At 73.1% G+C, this 14,030-nt stretch carries 12 protein-coding genes; 3 read left to right on the forward strand and 9 right to left on the reverse strand.

The window, feature by feature from the left end; all coding sequences use genetic code 11:
• Positions 1-5 precede the first annotated feature (5 nt).
• Genes OG928_RS12615 through hutU form a run of 3 tightly spaced genes read right to left on the reverse strand, consistent with a single transcriptional unit; the run spans position 6 to position 4,218 of the window.
• Positions 6-1,343, reverse strand: a complete 1,338-nt coding sequence (locus OG928_RS12615; protein WP_406283117.1) for a formimidoylglutamate deiminase — start codon at positions 1,341-1,343, stop codon at positions 6-8.
• Positions 1,340-2,527: an allantoate amidohydrolase gene (locus OG928_RS12620; RefSeq protein ID WP_406290935.1), complete on the reverse strand. Its 1,188-nt coding sequence runs from the start codon at positions 2,525-2,527 to the stop codon at positions 1,340-1,342. Before OG928_RS12620 ends, OG928_RS12615 begins: the two co-directional genes overlap by 4 nt.
• A gap of 17 nt (positions 2,528-2,544) precedes the next feature.
• Positions 2,545-4,218 carry a urocanate hydratase gene (hutU, locus tag OG928_RS12625; protein WP_406283119.1) on the reverse strand — a complete coding sequence of 558 codons (1,674 nt, stop codon included), beginning with the start codon at positions 4,216-4,218 and terminating at the stop codon, positions 2,545-2,547.
• Positions 4,219-4,427: 209 nt separating this feature from the next.
• Between hutU and OG928_RS12630 the strand changes: the two genes are divergently transcribed.
• Positions 4,428-4,718 (forward strand): hypothetical protein, encoded by a 291-nt coding sequence (locus OG928_RS12630; RefSeq protein WP_406283121.1) that lies wholly within the window; start codon positions 4,428-4,430, stop codon positions 4,716-4,718.
• A 158-nt stretch (positions 4,719-4,876) separates the two neighbouring features.
• Here the strand turns inward: OG928_RS12630 and OG928_RS12635 are convergent, their stop codons facing one another.
• The gene (locus OG928_RS12635) at positions 4,877-5,728 is read right to left on the reverse strand and encodes a MurR/RpiR family transcriptional regulator (RefSeq protein ID WP_406283123.1); all 852 of its coding nucleotides are present in this window, start codon (positions 5,726-5,728) and stop codon (positions 4,877-4,879) included.
• 117 nt (positions 5,729-5,845) lie between these two features.
• Positions 5,846-7,414 (reverse strand): histidine ammonia-lyase, encoded by a 1,569-nt coding sequence (gene hutH, locus OG928_RS12640; protein WP_406290937.1) that lies wholly within the window; start codon positions 7,412-7,414, stop codon positions 5,846-5,848.
• 163 nt (positions 7,415-7,577) lie between these two features.
• On the opposite strand from hutH, the gene fdhD reads away from it, so the two are divergent.
• Positions 7,578-8,426, forward strand: a complete 849-nt coding sequence (fdhD, locus tag OG928_RS12645; protein ID WP_406283125.1) for a formate dehydrogenase accessory sulfurtransferase FdhD — start codon at positions 7,578-7,580, stop codon at positions 8,424-8,426.
• 35 nt (positions 8,427-8,461) lie between these two features.
• On the opposite strand, the gene OG928_RS12650 is transcribed toward fdhD, so the two are convergent.
• Entirely contained in the window at positions 8,462-10,258 is a 1,797-nt protein-coding gene (locus tag OG928_RS12650; protein WP_406283127.1) for a diguanylate cyclase domain-containing protein, read from the reverse strand.
• A 397-nt stretch (positions 10,259-10,655) separates the two neighbouring features.
• On the opposite strand from OG928_RS12650, the gene OG928_RS12655 reads away from it, so the two are divergent.
• Entirely contained in the window at positions 10,656-11,051 is a 396-nt protein-coding gene (locus OG928_RS12655; protein WP_406283129.1) for an SRPBCC family protein, read from the forward strand.
• A 359-nt stretch (positions 11,052-11,410) separates the two neighbouring features.
• Here the strand turns inward: OG928_RS12655 and OG928_RS12660 are convergent, their stop codons facing one another.
• The 3 genes from OG928_RS12660 to OG928_RS12670 all read right to left on the reverse strand — a co-directional run bounded on the left by OG928_RS12660 (position 11,411) and on the right by OG928_RS12670 (position 13,958).
• Positions 11,411-12,481 carry an adenylate/guanylate cyclase domain-containing protein gene (locus OG928_RS12660; RefSeq protein WP_406283131.1) on the reverse strand — a complete coding sequence of 357 codons (1,071 nt, stop codon included), beginning with the start codon at positions 12,479-12,481 and terminating at the stop codon, positions 11,411-11,413.
• Positions 12,482-12,541: 60 nt separating this feature from the next.
• Entirely contained in the window at positions 12,542-13,072 is a 531-nt protein-coding gene (locus tag OG928_RS12665) for a PH domain-containing protein (RefSeq protein WP_406283132.1), read from the reverse strand.
• Positions 13,073-13,139: 67 nt separating this feature from the next.
• Complete coding sequence (locus OG928_RS12670) at positions 13,140-13,958, reverse strand: biotin--[acetyl-CoA-carboxylase] ligase (protein WP_406283134.1); 819 nt, start codon at positions 13,956-13,958, stop codon at positions 13,140-13,142.
• Positions 13,959-14,030 lie beyond the last annotated feature (72 nt).

The following is a 14,030-nucleotide window of genomic DNA, read 5'->3' on the forward strand; positions in this document are numbered from 1 at the left end:
GTGGATCAGCGGAACAGGTCGTGGACGGCCGTGGTCAGGGCCTGCGGTACCGCGTCGACGAGCTGGTGGACGCCGTCGCGGACGATTGTGCGGCCGCCGACCATGACGTGGGTGACGTCGGTGGCGGTCGCGGCGAAGACGGCGGCCTCGGTGGCCAGCCGCGGCACGGTGCCTGCGAGCCGGACCGAGTCGAGCCCGACCGTGGTGAGGTCGGCCAGGCCGCCCGCTTCGATCCGGCCCGCGTCGTGCCAGCCCAGCGCCCGGTGCCCGCCGACCGTCGCGGCGGCCAGCAGCGCGGCGGAGGTGAAGTGGCCGCGCCGGCCGGTGCGCAGGCGCTCGTCGAGTTCGACCGCGCGGGCCTCCTCGAACAGGTCGATCACGGCCTGGCTGTCGCTGCCGAGCGACAACGGGACGCCGGCGCGCGCGAGCTCGCCGGAGGGGCCGATGCCGTCGGCGAGGTCGCGCTCGGTGGTCGGGCACAGGCAGACGCCGGCACCGCTGCGGGCGAGCGCGTCGACGTCGCCGTCGGTGAGGTGGGTCGCGTGTACCGCCGTGGCGTCCGGGCTCCAGAAGCCGTGCGCGTCGAGCAGCCCGGTCGGGGTCGTGCCGTGGTGCGCGAGGCACGCCTCGTTCTCGGCGGGCTGCTCGGACAGGTGCACGTGGACCGGCACGCCCCGGGTCCGGTCGGCCCAGGTCGTGTAGTCGTCCTTGGCGGCGAACGCCCGGACCGAGTGCACGGCCGCGCCGATCCGGGTGGTCTGGTCGCCGCGCAGCGCCGTCCAGCGCTCGTACCAGGCGTCCGAGGTCCCGTCGCCGAACCGGCGCTGAACACCGCTCAGCGGCTGGTAGCCGTCGGCGGTGAGGCCGCCGTGCAGGTAGCAGGTGTCCAGGAGGGTCATCCGGATGCCGGCCTGCCGGGCCGCCTCGATCAGCGCGTGGCCCATCGCGTTGGGGTCGTCGTACGGCGTGCCGTCCGGGCCGTGGTGCAGGTAGTGGAACTCGCCGACCGAGGTGATCCCGGCGAGCGCCATCTCCGCGTACACCGCCCGCGCGAGCGCGAGGTAGGTGTCCGGATCGAGCCCGCCCGCGGCCTTGTACATCTGGTCGCGCCAGGTCCAGAAGGTGCCCGCGCCGGCCTGGGTGCGGCCGCGCAGGGCCCGGTGGAAGGCGTGCGAGTGCGCGTTGGCCAGGCCCGGGACGGTCAGGCCGGGCAGGACCGAGGCACCGGCGGGGACCGGACGGTCGGGGGTGACCGACTCGATCCGGTCGTCCGTGATCACGAGCACGACATCGCGCTCGATGCCGGTGCGCGTCTGCACCAGTTCGCACCAGTACTCGCTCACAGGCGCTCCTCGCTCATCAGATCCGCCACCACGTCGGCGAGCGCCTCGACGCCCGCGAGGCAGTCCACCATCTCGGCGGTCTCGGCCGGCGAGTGCGACACGCCCGTCGGGTTGCGGACGAACAGCATCGCGGTGGGCACGCGCGAGGACAGGATGCCCGCGTCGTGGCCCGCGCCGGTGGGCAGGATCGGGGCACCGCCGAGGTGCTTGGCGATCCGGTCGCGCAGGGTGCCCTCGAACTCGACGACGGGTGTGAACGACTCGCGCGTGATGTCGACCTGGACCCCGTCGCGCTCGCCGCGTTCGGTCGCGGACCGGATGATCTCCGCGACCAGTCCGTCGAGCGTCGCCTCGTCGGCGGCGCGCGAGTCCAGCCAGCCGCGCACCAGGGACGCGATCGCGTTGGCCGCGCCGGGCTGCGCGTCGACCTTGCCGAAGGTGGCCAGCGCGCCCGCGACGTGGGCCTTCTTGCGGGCCGCGAGCACGGTGTTGGCGTAGGTCAGCATCGGGTCGTGCCGGTCTTCGAGGCGGGTGGTGCCGGCGTGGTTGGCCTCGCCGCGGAAGTCGAACCGCCAGCGCCCGTGCGGCCAGATCGCCGAGGCCACGCCGACCGCGCGCTCGCGGTGCACGAGGTCGCGGCCCTGCTCGACGTGCAGTTCGACGAACGCGCCGATCCGGCCCAGCCGCTCGGGGTCGGCCCCGATCCCGGCCGGGTCGAAGCCGGCCCGCTCCATCGCGTCGCCGAGGAAGACGCCGTCGGCGTCCTTGAGCGCCCGGGCCTGGTCCGGCGTCAGCACGCCCGCGGCCAGCCGCGAGCCGACGCACGCCACGTTGAACCGGGCGCCTTCCTCGTCGCCGAAGTTGACGATCGCCAGCGGGCGCGCGAGGTGCGCGCCGCGCTCGCGCAGCAGGTCGAGCGCGGCGAACGAGGAGACCACGCCGAGCGGCCCGTCGAAGGCGCCGCCGTCCGGCACCGAGTCGAGGTGGCTGCCGATCACGATCGCGTCGGCGCCGGGCGCGGTCCACGCCCACTGGTTGCCGTTGCGGTCCTCCTCGTACAGCAGTCCGCGGGATTCCGCCTGCTCGCGAAACCACGCGCGGCACTCGGCGTCGGCCGCGGTCCACGCGTACCGCCGGTAGCCGCCGGTCGTGGCGCGACCCACCGGGAGCAGGTCGCGCCACATCGCCTCGAAGCCGGTGCTCACGCGTCGCCTTCTTGCATCGGCACCCGCACGCCGCGCTCGTCGGCGACGTCGACCGCGCGGTCGTAGCCCGCGTCCACGTGCCGGATCACGCCCATGCCCGGGTCGTTGGTGAGCACGCGACGGATCTTCTCGCCGGCGAGCGGCGTGCCGTCGGCGACGGTGACCTGGCCGGCGTGGATCGAGCGGCCGATGCCGACGCCGCCGCCGTGGTGGATGGACACCCAGGAGGCGCCGGAGGCGACGTTGACCATCGCGTTGAGCAGCGGCCAGTCGGCGATCGCGTCGGAGCCGTCGAGCATGGCCTCGGTCTCGCGGTACGGGCTGGCCACCGAGCCGCAGTCGAGGTGGTCGCGGCCGATCACGATCGGCGCGGCCAGTTCGCCGGAGGCGACCATGTCGTTGAACCGCTCGCCGGCCTTGTCCCGCTCGCCGTAGCCGAGCCAGCAGATCCGCGCGGGCAGGCCCTGGAAGTGCACCTTCTGCTGGGCGAGCTTGATCCAGCGGGCCAGCGACTCGTTCTCCGGGAAGAGTTCGAGGACGGCCTTGTCGGTCTTGGCGATGTCGCTCGCCTCGCCGGAGAGCGCGGCCCAGCGGAACGGGCCCTTGCCCTCGCAGAACAGCGGGCGGATGTACGCCGGGACGAACCCGGGGAAGTCGAACGCGCGCGTGTAGCCCGCGAGTTGCGCCTCGCCGCGGATCGAGTTGCCGTAGTCGAAGACCTCGGCGCCCTTGTCCATGAAGCCGACCATGGCCTCGACGTGCCGGGCCATCGACTCGCGCGCGCGGTCGGTGAACTCGGCGGGCTTGGTGCGCGCGTACTCGGCCATGTCCTCGAACGCGACGCCGACCGGCAGGTAGGCGAGCGGGTCGTGGGCCGAGGTCTGGTCGGTGACGATGTCGATCGGGGCGTCCATCGCGAGCAGCTGCGGGACCAGCTCCGCGGCGTTGCCGAGCAGGCCGATGGACAGCGGGCGGCGGGCGTCGCGCGCCTCGACCGCGAGGTCCAGGGCGGCCTTGAGGCTGTCGACGCGGACGTCGCAGTAGCCGTGCTCGATCCGGCGGTCGATCCGCGAGGGGTCGCAGTCGATACAGATCACCACGCCGCCGTTCATGGTGACGGCGAGCGGCTGCGCGCCGCCCATGCCGCCGAGCCCGGCGGTGAGCGTGATGGTGCCTTCGAGGGTGCCGTTGAAGCGCTTGGCCGCGACGGCGGCGAAGGTCTCGTAGGTGCCCTGGAGGATGCCCTGGGTGCCGATGTAGATCCACGACCCGGCGGTCATCTGGCCGTACATGGTCAGGCCGGCCGACTCGAGGCGGCGGAACTCCTCCCAGTTGGCCCAGTCGGGCACCAGGTTGGAGTTGGCGATCAGCACGCGCGGCGCCCACTCGTGGGTCTGCATGACGCCGACCGGACGGCCCGACTGGACGAGCAGCGTCTCGTCCTGCTTGAGCGTGGTGAGCGTGCGCGTGATGGCCTCGAAGGAGCGCCAGTCGCGCGCGGCCTTGCCGGTGCCGCCGTAGACGACGAGCTTGTCGGGATGCTCGGCGACCTCGGGGTCGAGGTTGTTCATGAGCATCCGCAGGGCGCCCTCCTGCTGCCAGCCCCGGGTGTTCAGCGTGCTCCCGCGCGCTGCGCGCACCTCGCGCGGTCCTGCGGTGTGGTCCGACATGGCGGCGCCCCTTCTGCCTCTGTGCAACGAATTCTGTATGAAAACATTCAGTCGCTTCGAGAGTGAATCTATCTGTTCGGCAACGCGTCGCCAAGAGAGGGCCGGCACTCCGCGACCGTGAGGGATGCAACACCTGGGAGACTTGGCCCATTCGGTGAGAATTCATGCGATCCGTGGTCAGGCCGATCGGGGCCGGGTAGCCCAACGGAATGGATCTGCAGGCGGTGCTCTGGGCGATCACGGCACTGGGCGCCTTCATGGCGTTCGCGGGCCTGGTGATGCTCATGCGTGGGCGCGGCCGCGAACCGGGCGTGGTGGCCCTGGTCGTCCTGATCGGCGCGCTCCTGTGCAGCGGGGGCTTCCTGCTCAGCATCCCCCGCTACCGCGACACCGCCCTGATCGCGGGCGGCGCCGCGATTGTGGGGGCGCTGGCGATGTATGGCGCTCTCGCGATGACCCCGGCGCGTCGGGGGCCGTCCTCCAAAGCCGGACGGGCTTGATCTCGCCTGGCCTGCGGCCGGCTGTCCGCAAACGCCGGACGGGCTGGTTTGGTTTTGCTCGGCTTCGCGTCGAACCGGACGGGCTGGTTCTGCTCGGCTTCGCGTTGAACCGGAGGGGCTGGTTCTGCTCGGGCCTCGCGTCGAACCAGGCGGTGCGGCTACGCGTCGAACAGGCCGCGTTCGCCGGCTTGGCGTTCGAACTCTTCGAGGCGGGCCTGCGCGTGTGCGGGCTCGATGTCACACATCGCCTGGAGAAGGATCTGGCCCATCAGGATGGGCGCACCGTACGAGTCGAAGACCAGTTGCGAGCCGACTCCGGCGATCAGCACCGCGTCGGACAGCGCCGCCGCCGGCGCGAACGGGCTGTCGACGACGGTCACGATCCGGAAGCCGAAGTCGCGCGCCACCTTGAGCCCCTCCGCCAACTCGCGCGGATACCGCGGCAGCGCGAAGCACAGCAGTCCCGTCGCGCCGGCCGCCCGCGCCTGGTCGAGCCGGTCCACGAGCTGCGAGCCGCCCTCGTCGAGCACCCGGACCTCGGGCAGCACCTTGGCCGCGAAGTAGCCGAAGCCGCGCGCGGGGGCCATCCCGGTCCGCAGCCCGAGCACCACCAGCGGACGCGAGGGCGCCAGCAGCGCGGCGGCGCGCGCGATCGGACCCGGATCTGCGAGCTGGTCGGCGAGCCGGGTCAGGTTGGCGATCTCGGCGTGCACGGCGCCGACGTACTCGTTGCGGTCCACCTCGGCGGACGATTCGGAGGTGGTGGGCAGGCCGAGTTCGCGCAGGTGCCGGCGCAGCGCGGGATACCCGTCGAAGCCCAGCGCCACCGCGAACCGGGTCACCGAGGGCTGGCTGACACCGGCGAGCTGGGCCACCTCGACGCTGGACAGGAACACCGCCTCGCCGGCGTGCCGGACCAGGCAGTGCGCGATCCGGCGCTGGGTGGGGGTCAGGCGGTGGCGCTCGAACAGGGCGAGCAACCGCGCGGAGGGGCTGTCTGCCTGGTCCACCTTCACGGCTCTTTTCTTTGTTGCCGGCACACGGAGGGCGTCCGGGCCTGTCCAGGCCCGGGCCGGACGGTTCCGGTAGGCCGTCCGGCCGTACATCCTGCCTGATCTGACAGCGGGTCAGCTCAGTTCGCCGGCTGCCGAGACGGCGGCCGCGACGACACCGCCGGCGCGGACGAAGGCGTCCGCGGCCTCCAGGTCGGGGGCCAGGAAGCGGTCGGGGCCCACACCCTCGGAGCCGCTCGCGCGCAGGGCCGCGACCACGGCGGCCGTGGCGGGCGCCGGGGCGCCCAGGCCGGCGGCGACGCGCATGTCCAGCGCGCGGGCGGCCGTGGTGAGTTCGATCGCGAGGATGCGGTTGAGGTTGTCGATCGCCCGGCGCAGCTTGCGGGCCGCGCTCCAGCCCATCGAGACGTGGTCCTCCTGCATCGCCGAGCTGGGGATGGAGTCGGCGGAGGCGGGCATCGCGAGCCGCTTGCACTCGGAGACCAGGGCGGCCTGGGTGTACTGCGCGATCATCAGGCCCGAGTCGACGCCCGGGTCGTCCGCGAGGAACGCGGGCAGGCCGTGCGAGCGGGACGGGTCGAGCAGCCGGTCGGTCCGGCGTTCGGCGATCGAGCCGAGGTCGGCCACCGCGACGGCGAGGAAGTCGAGCACGTAGCCGACGGGCGCGCCGTGGAAGTTGCCGTTGGACTCGATCCGGCCGTCCTCCAGGATGACCGGGTTGTCCACGGCGGACGCGAGTTCGCGGTCGGCGACCAGGAGCGCGTGGGCGAGGGTGTCCCGGCCCGCGCCCGCGACCTGCGGGGCGCAGCGGACCGAGTAGGCGTCCTGGACCCGCGGCGCGGCGTCCTGGTGGTGGCCGGTCAGCGCCGAGCCGTCGAGCACGCGCAGCATGTTGGCGGCGCTCGCGGCCTGGCCCGGGTGCGGGCGGATCGCGTGCAGCGCGGGGTCGAGCACGCGGGAGGTGCCCATCAGGGCCTCCATCGTCATCGCGGCGGTGATGTCGGCGGTGGTGAACAGGCGGGCGAGGTCGGCTCCGGCCATCAGCAGCATGCCGAGCATGCCGTCGGTGCCGTTGATGAGGGCCAGGCCCTCCTTCTCCCTGAGCTCGATCGGGGTGATCCCGGCCTCGGCCAGGAGTTCGGCGGCGGGGCGCACGACGCCGTCGGGGCCGGCCGCCTCGCCCTCGCCGGTGAGCACGAGCGCGCAGTGCGCGAGCGGCGCGAGGTCGCCGCTGCAGCCGAGCGAGCCGAACTCGCGGACGATCGGCGTGATGCCGGCGTTGAGCAGGCCCGCCATGGTCTGCGCGACCACGGGCCGCACTCCGGTGCGCCCCGAGCACAGCGTCTTCAGCCGCAGCAGCATGAGCGCGCGGACCACCTCGTCCTCGACCCGCGGGCCCATGCCGGCGGCGTGCGAGCGCACGAGCGAGTGCTGGAGTCGGGTGCGCAGCTCGGGGCTGATGTGCCGGACCGCGAGCGCGCCGAAGCCGGTGGACACCCCGTACACCGGCTCGGTGCGCGCGGCGAGCGCGTCGACGACCGCGCGCGAGGTGGCCATGGCCTTGAGCGCGGTGTCGGACACCTCGACCCGGGCGCCTGCGCGGGCGACCGCGAGGACGTCCTGCGGAGACATCCCGGCCTCGCCGACGAGGACGGTCGCGGGCGCTGCTACGGGGTGGTGCAGATCGATATTCACTCGATCATTATGTGCATGGAATTCGTCAGCGCCAGGGCGGCTACCGTTCGAGGAGGCGTTCGGGCCGTCCGGGGCAGGTTTCGCGGACCGGCCGGCGCCGGTCACGGCACCGGGAACGCGGGCCGAGAACGCATCGAGGAAAGGCAGTGCCGTGGGTCGGGTCACCTCTCGCCACAAGATCCTGCGGTTGGGCGGGGACACGCCCGCCGTATCCCGGGTGGACACCCTCGTCGCCGAGGAGCCGCTGGACATCCGGATCGGCGGGCGCACGATCACCGTCACGATGCGCACGCCGGGCGACGACTTCGACCTGGTGGCCGGGTTCCTGGCCGCCGAGGGCGTGGTCGGCGCGGCCGAGGACCTGAGCGCGATGCGCTATTGCGCGGGCACCGACGACGAGGGCCACAACACGTACAACGTCGTGGACGCGGTGCTCGCGCCGCACGTGCCGGCCCCCGACCCGGGCCTGATGCGCGGTGTGTGGACGTCGAGTTCGTGTGGGATCTGCGGCAGCACCGGCATCGACGGGCTGCGCCGGATGTCGCGCTTCGACGTGCTCGCGGACGACGTGCGGGTGGACGCGGAGGTGCTGTACGCGCTGCCGGATCGGCTGCGGGCGGCCCAGAAGGTGTTCGCGAGCACGGGCGGCCTGCACGCGGCGGGCCTGTTCACCGCGACCGGCGAGATGGTGTGCGTGCGCGAGGACGTGGGCCGGCACAACGCGGTGGACAAGGTCGTGGGCTGGGCGCTGCGCGAGGGGCGGCTGCCGCTGGCCGGGCACGTGCTGATGGTGAGCGGGCGGGCCTCGTTCGAGCTGACCCAGAAGGCCGCGATGGCGGGGGTGCCGATGATGGCGGCGGTGTCCGCGCCCTCGGGCCTGGCGGTGGACCTGGCCGCCGACGCGGGGGTGACCCTCGTGGGGTTCCTGCGGGGGCGCTCGGCGAATGTGTACAGCCACCCGGACCGGATCCTGGCCGACCGGCACGCCGCGCTCGCCTGACCGGCCGCGGCGGGCGCGCTCCGGCTCGCCGCGACCTACTCGGGGAGCGAGGCTCCCCCGGTCAGCGCGACCGCGACCAGCGCACGCAGGACGGGGGCGAGGCCGGTGACGCTCAGGCTCAGGTCGTCCGCGTAGATCTCGACCAGCCAGCCGCCCGCCGCGTTGGAGCCGCCGGCCGCGACCATCGCCTTGTAGCCGCCGACCAGGAGCAGGTCCTCCTCGGCCGGGTCGGTGCCGGGGTCGCCCAGCTCGGCCACGAAACTGCCGCCCTGGACCGCGTCGGCCGTGGCCGGATAGTGCGCGAGGTCGTACTCGGCGGTGACCGCGTTGTAGCGCGAGCCGGACTCGCTCTGGACGCCGGTGAGCCGGTGGATCGAGTAGCGCACGGTGCGCAGCACCCGCCCGCCCGGGGGCAGGTAGGACACCCACCACGCGACCCCGTCGAGCATGCGCGCGAAGGTGTCGGCGACGATCTCCAGCCGGCCGAGCGTGTCCGCGCGGTGCACGCTCTTGGGCTCGCGCTCGTCGAGCACGGCGAGCACCGCGGCCAGCAGCCGGCCGGGTTCCGCGTTGTGCAGCGCGCCGCGGAAGCGGCGGCGGTCGCGGTGCGGCCCCGGGGTCTCGGTCTCCGCGTCGTCCTGCGCCTCGCGTGCCAGGCTCAGGGTCAGGTCGGGCTGTTGCCCGCGGCCGGCCACCACGGGCCGGGTCGAGCGGGAGCCCTTGGCCCGGTACTGCGCCGCGTCGGCGAGCCGGAACAGCCGGTCCGCGCTGGTCACCGGCCCCACGGGGTCGCCGGTGGAGGCCACGCCGCACGCGACGCCCTCGCCGTCGTGCATCCGCAGCGCGCGCCGGCACAGCTCCTCGGCGACCGCGACCACGTCGTCCGGCGGGTAGCCCTCGGCCAGCACGCAGAACTCGTCGCCGCCGAGCCGCGCGGCCATCGCCCCGGGCAGCATCGCGCCGCAGGCCGAGAGCTGGTCGGCGAAGCGCTCCAGGAGCCGGTCGCCGACGTCGTGGCCGCGCTCGTCGTTGAGCCGCTTGAGGCCGTTGACGTCGCACACGATCAGGCTGACCACGACGCCCTCGCGGTAGTGCCGGGACATCGCCTCGTCCAGCCGGGCGTCGATCGCGCGCCGGTTGGCCAGGCCCGTGAGCGGGTCGGTGAAGGCGAGCTTCTCGATCCGCTCGAAGTGTTCGGCCTGCGCGAGCCCAGCCGAGATCTGCGCGGCGAGCACACCCGCGAACTCGGCGTCGACCGGCTCGAAGCGCGGCTGATCGGCCCGCCGGGCGAGATACAGCTCGCCCCACACGCGGCCCTCGACCATGATCGGCGCGACCATGCAGTCGTGCCGCCCCCGGCGCCGCATCGCCGCGACCCGCTCGGGGTCCTGCGTCGACGCGGGGTCGTCCACACAGCGCGACCACGTGGTGGGCCACGCGTCGGACTCGATGATGTCGGGGAAGTCGGTGACGGCGTACGTCTCCGCGTCCGGGTGCGGTTCCTCGCCCTCGGCGAGTTCACCGTCGTTGACCAGCACGCGCAGCCGCCCGCTGTCGCGTTCCCATACCGAGATCGACGCGTGCGCGGCACCCATCGCGAGCCGGGCCTGGGTCGCGGACACGCGGACGACCTCGGTGAAGTGGTGGGTGGTGGCGAGCGTCTTGGCCAGGTGGATGATCGCGTGCAGCCGGCGGGCCGCGTCGGGGCCCTCGACGAGGGCGACGGGTTCCGGACACGTGTCGCCGGGCATGCCGGGCAGATCGTCGGGCGGGCCGTTGGGACCCTCGGCGCCGGGAGAGCTCGAATCGGGTCGCGAAGCTACTGTTCTCACCCCCCATCCACCAGAGTCGAGCCCAGATGATATGTCATATAATGCCCGATTAACGGCACCGTGCACCCGCGTCATGCCGCCACCTCGACGGGTCGCTTGTTCGCGTGCGTTCCTGTATGTGGGCCCCAGGCAGCTCCCGAGCATCTGCCGAGCACCCGCACGCGAGCCCGAGGGCCCGCTCTCGTCCGAGCGAAGCGCGTGTATACCCCGTCTTCGCGTCCTGGGCACATTACTCCTGTGCCGCCCCCGCGACGCCTCGTGTCCGCGCCGTAGCGCGGCAGGGCGCGCCGGTGTACGCCGGGCGCATTGTCGTGAAGAGAGCGTGCGAGAGCATGGAGGGGTCCCGGGATCCCGACCGGAAGAGTACGGTCTCGGGCACAGTCCGAAGGAGCGACGCGTGCCCACGCTTTCCGTCATCGCCGCGATCGACGTACCGGCCGCCCGGATCTGGGAGGTCGTGCGGGATTTCGAGGATCCCTCCGCGTGGTACCCGTGGGCGGTCGACGAGCACACCGCGGCCGAACGACGGGTCCGCAAGCCCGACGGCTCGACGGTCCGCGAGCGGCTGGTCGCCCACGACGAGGACCGGCTCACCTATACCTACGAGTCCCTCGACGGCCTGCGGGTGGTCGGCCGGCTCGGTCTCGAGTCGATCGCCGGCGGCACGATGTGCCTGGTCGTGTGGTCGGTGCGGTTCGCGAGCACGCCGGCCGAGCAGCTCGCGGTGCTGCGCGAACTCGAACACGTGGTCATGCGGCCCGCGCTTCGCGCTTTGCGCGCGGCATTTGCTTGACGGCGTCGCGGGTTGCATTCGGTGGCGTTGGTCGGGGTGGGCGGCCTGTTTTGTCCTCAAACGCCGGACGGGCTGATGGTGTTTGGTCGAGCCCGTGGTGTCCGGCCGGCCGACCGTTGGGCGGCCTGCGGCCCGCTTGTCCTCAGACGCCGGACGGGCTGATGGTGTTGGTCGAGCCCGTGGTGCCCAACGGCCCGGCCGGCCTGCGGCCCGCTTGTCCTCAAACGCCGGACGGGCTGATGGTGCCGGCTTGGCTGATCGTGCCGGCGGGCCGATGGTGTCGGTTGGGGAGATGGTGCGGCCGGGCCGATGGTGTTGGTTGGGGGATGGTGCCGGCTCGGCCGGTCGTGTTGGTTGGGCTATTGCGGGACCGGGGCTCCCGGGCGGCAGACGGTCCAGGGTTCGACCAGGCCCAGGCCGCGGACCGGGCGGCGCCACATCGGGTGGAGTTCGTAGCGGTCGTCGCCTTCGAGGGCGGCGGCCAGTTCGCGGTCGACCACGACCGCGTCCTTGGGGCTCAGCGCGGTCAGCCGGCTCGCGAGGTTGACGGTGGTGCCGAACACGTCGCCCATCCGCGAGAGCACGTGCCCGTACGCGATCCCGACCCGGAGCGCGGGCAGGATGTCCTCCTGGGCCATCGCCTCGACCAGGCGCAGCCCCAGCTCGACCGCCGAGTCCGGCGAGAAGGTCACGAACAGCACCTCGTCGCCCAGCGTCTTGACCAGGCGGCCGCCCTGTTCGGCGATCACGTCGACGGCGGTGTCCTCGAAGGTCTGCACGAGGCGGCCGAGCTCGGCCTCCTCCAGATTGCGCGACAGCCGGGTGAAACCGACCAGGTCGGCGAAGCCGACGGCGAGCGACTGGCCCACCGTCTGCGGATCGGTGAGCCCCTGCATCGCCCGCGAGCTGGCCGCGGCGAGGTGCCGGCGCCAGGCGTAGATGACCAGCGGTTCGAGTTCGAGCATGACGTCGCCGGCGGTCGTGACGACCTGCTCGGACCGGCTGCCGGTGAGTTCGTTGCCGATGTACTCGACCCACGCCTCGGTCTGCCATTCGGCGAACCGCGCCATGGTCTGGCCGACCGAGCGCACGAACTGGGCCGCGACGGTCGCCGGCAGCAGTCCGGACTCGGTCAGCTCGCGCAGGTGCCTGAGGGCCGCGACGTCGGCGTCGGTGAACGCGCGGGCCGGGCCGAAGTCGGCGAAGCCGAGGCCGCGCCACAGTTTGCGGGCCTCGTCGAGCGGCACGCCGACCAGGTCGGCCACCTGCCCCGACGTGTAGCGGCGGGGTGCGCCGAGGACGACCTGCTCGACGTCGGCGATCGTGTTGTTTACCGCCTCGATGTCGGCCAGGTCGGGCAGGGCGTGCTGATCGGCCGCGTTGGCCCCGGCGCCCGCGCCGGGCTCCACGCGGGTCCGTTCCTCGGGCATGTGGCTCCACCGTGGTGTTCGAAGGATGGATCTCGTCGGAGCCACACTACGTGTCGGGGGTCACAAAGGTTCGGGGTCGGCCGGCGTCGCGTGCTTCTCGCGCCCGGTCGCGGCCCGCTCCACGAGCACGAGCAGCTCGCTCTGCAGCCGCACCACGTGGGGCAGGCCCGGGAGTTCGAGCCGCTCGCGGTCGCCCGTCGGGACCAGGACGAGGGTCCCGGCACCGAGCAGCCGGTCGATCAGCGAATCCTGCTCGACGACCACGTCGACCACGCGCGCGAACGGGACGACCCGGACCTCGTGGGTCAGCACGCCACCACGCAGGGTCAGCCGGTCCGCCGCGACGGCGTACAGCGTGCCCAGCCAGGTCAGCCACGGCGCGACGCCCCAGCGGACCAGGACGAACAGGCCCGCCAGGAGCATGGCGGGCCGGCTCCAGTCACGTGCCGCGTTCGGCGGGGAGAGGCCGACCAGGAACCCGGTGGCCGCGACGGTGGCGAACAGGACGATCACCGGTCGCACGAGCTGCTTCCAGTGGGGGCGGACGACGAACAGCGCGTCGTCCTCGACCTCGGCACGTGATCCGAACACCGGGCCTCCTCCGCATCACCACAATTGTGCAGCCACACGGGCCCCGCGCGGCGGCGGCACGCGGAGGTCAGTCGGCGGCCGGCCGCACGTGCACAACGTCTCCGGCGCCGACCGCCGTGGGGCCGTTCGAGCCGGTGACCAGCAGCCTGCCGTCGTCGTCGATGCCGGTGGCCAGACCCTCCAGAACCTGGTCGGCGGGGAGTTCGACCCGCACCCGGCGGCCGATCGTCGCGCACAGGTCGGTGTAGACCGCGAGCAGACCGCTCGCCCGCGCGTCACCACCGGTCAGGCGCCAGCGGGTGTACCAGTCCTCCAGCTCGCGCAGCACCGCGCGCAGGATCGGATCCCGGTCGATCGTCTCGGCCTCGGCGAGCGCGAGCGAGGTCGCGGTGGGGACCGGCAGTTCCTCCTGACGCAGTGACACGTTCAGGCCCAGCCCCACGACCACGCCGGCGCCCGCCCGCTCGGCGAGGATCCCGGCCACCTTGCGCTCGCCCACGAGCAGGTCGTTGGGCCATTTGAGGCGCACGTCCACCCCGGAGACCCGCGAGACCGCGGACGCCGCGGCGACCCCGGTCAGCAGCGGCAGCCAGCCCCAGCGGGCGACCGGCACCTCGTCGGGCGCGAGCGTCACCGACACCGCGATGCCCGAGCGTGGCGGCGCGACCCACTCCCGATCCATCCGGCCCTTCCCGGCGACCTGCGACTCGGCGGTCAGCACCAGGCCCTCGGGCTCGTCGGCCCGCGCGGCCAGGTCGGCGTTGGTCGATCCGGTCTCGGGCACCACGTTCACCTCGCGCCACAAGCCGCCCGGCACGAGCAGAGCCTTGCGCAGCGCCGCCTCGCGCAACGGGGGTCGGTCGAGATTCGTGAAGGGAGAGTCCATTCGATCACCCTAGAAGGCGTTCGGGGCCGGGGCGGTGATAGGCGCCGGTGCGGCGCGGCTACGCTACCGATC

It is taken from the genome of Embleya sp. NBC_00896, from assembly GCF_045207785.1.
Classification (GTDB): domain Bacteria; phylum Actinomycetota; class Actinomycetes; order Streptomycetales; family Streptomycetaceae; genus Embleya.

Bases quoted from the DNA above. Each gene is read 5' to 3' on its own strand.
- OG928_RS12620 (WP_406290935.1), bottom strand. From the start codon at position 2,527: ATGTGGCGCGACCTGCTCCCGGTGGGTCGCGCCACGACCGGCGGCTAC.
- hutU (WP_406283119.1), bottom strand. From the start codon at position 4,218: ATGTCGGACCACACCGCAGGACCGCGCGAGGTGCGCGCAGCGCGCGGG.
- OG928_RS12630 (WP_406283121.1), top strand. From the start codon at position 4,428: ATGGATCTGCAGGCGGTGCTCTGGGCGATCACGGCACTGGGCGCCTTC.
- OG928_RS12660 (WP_406283131.1), bottom strand. From the start codon at position 12,481: ATGCCCGAGGAACGGACCCGCGTGGAGCCCGGCGCGGGCGCCGGGGCC.
- OG928_RS12670 (WP_406283134.1), bottom strand. From the start codon at position 13,958: ATGGACTCTCCCTTCACGAATCTCGACCGACCCCCGTTGCGCGAGGCG.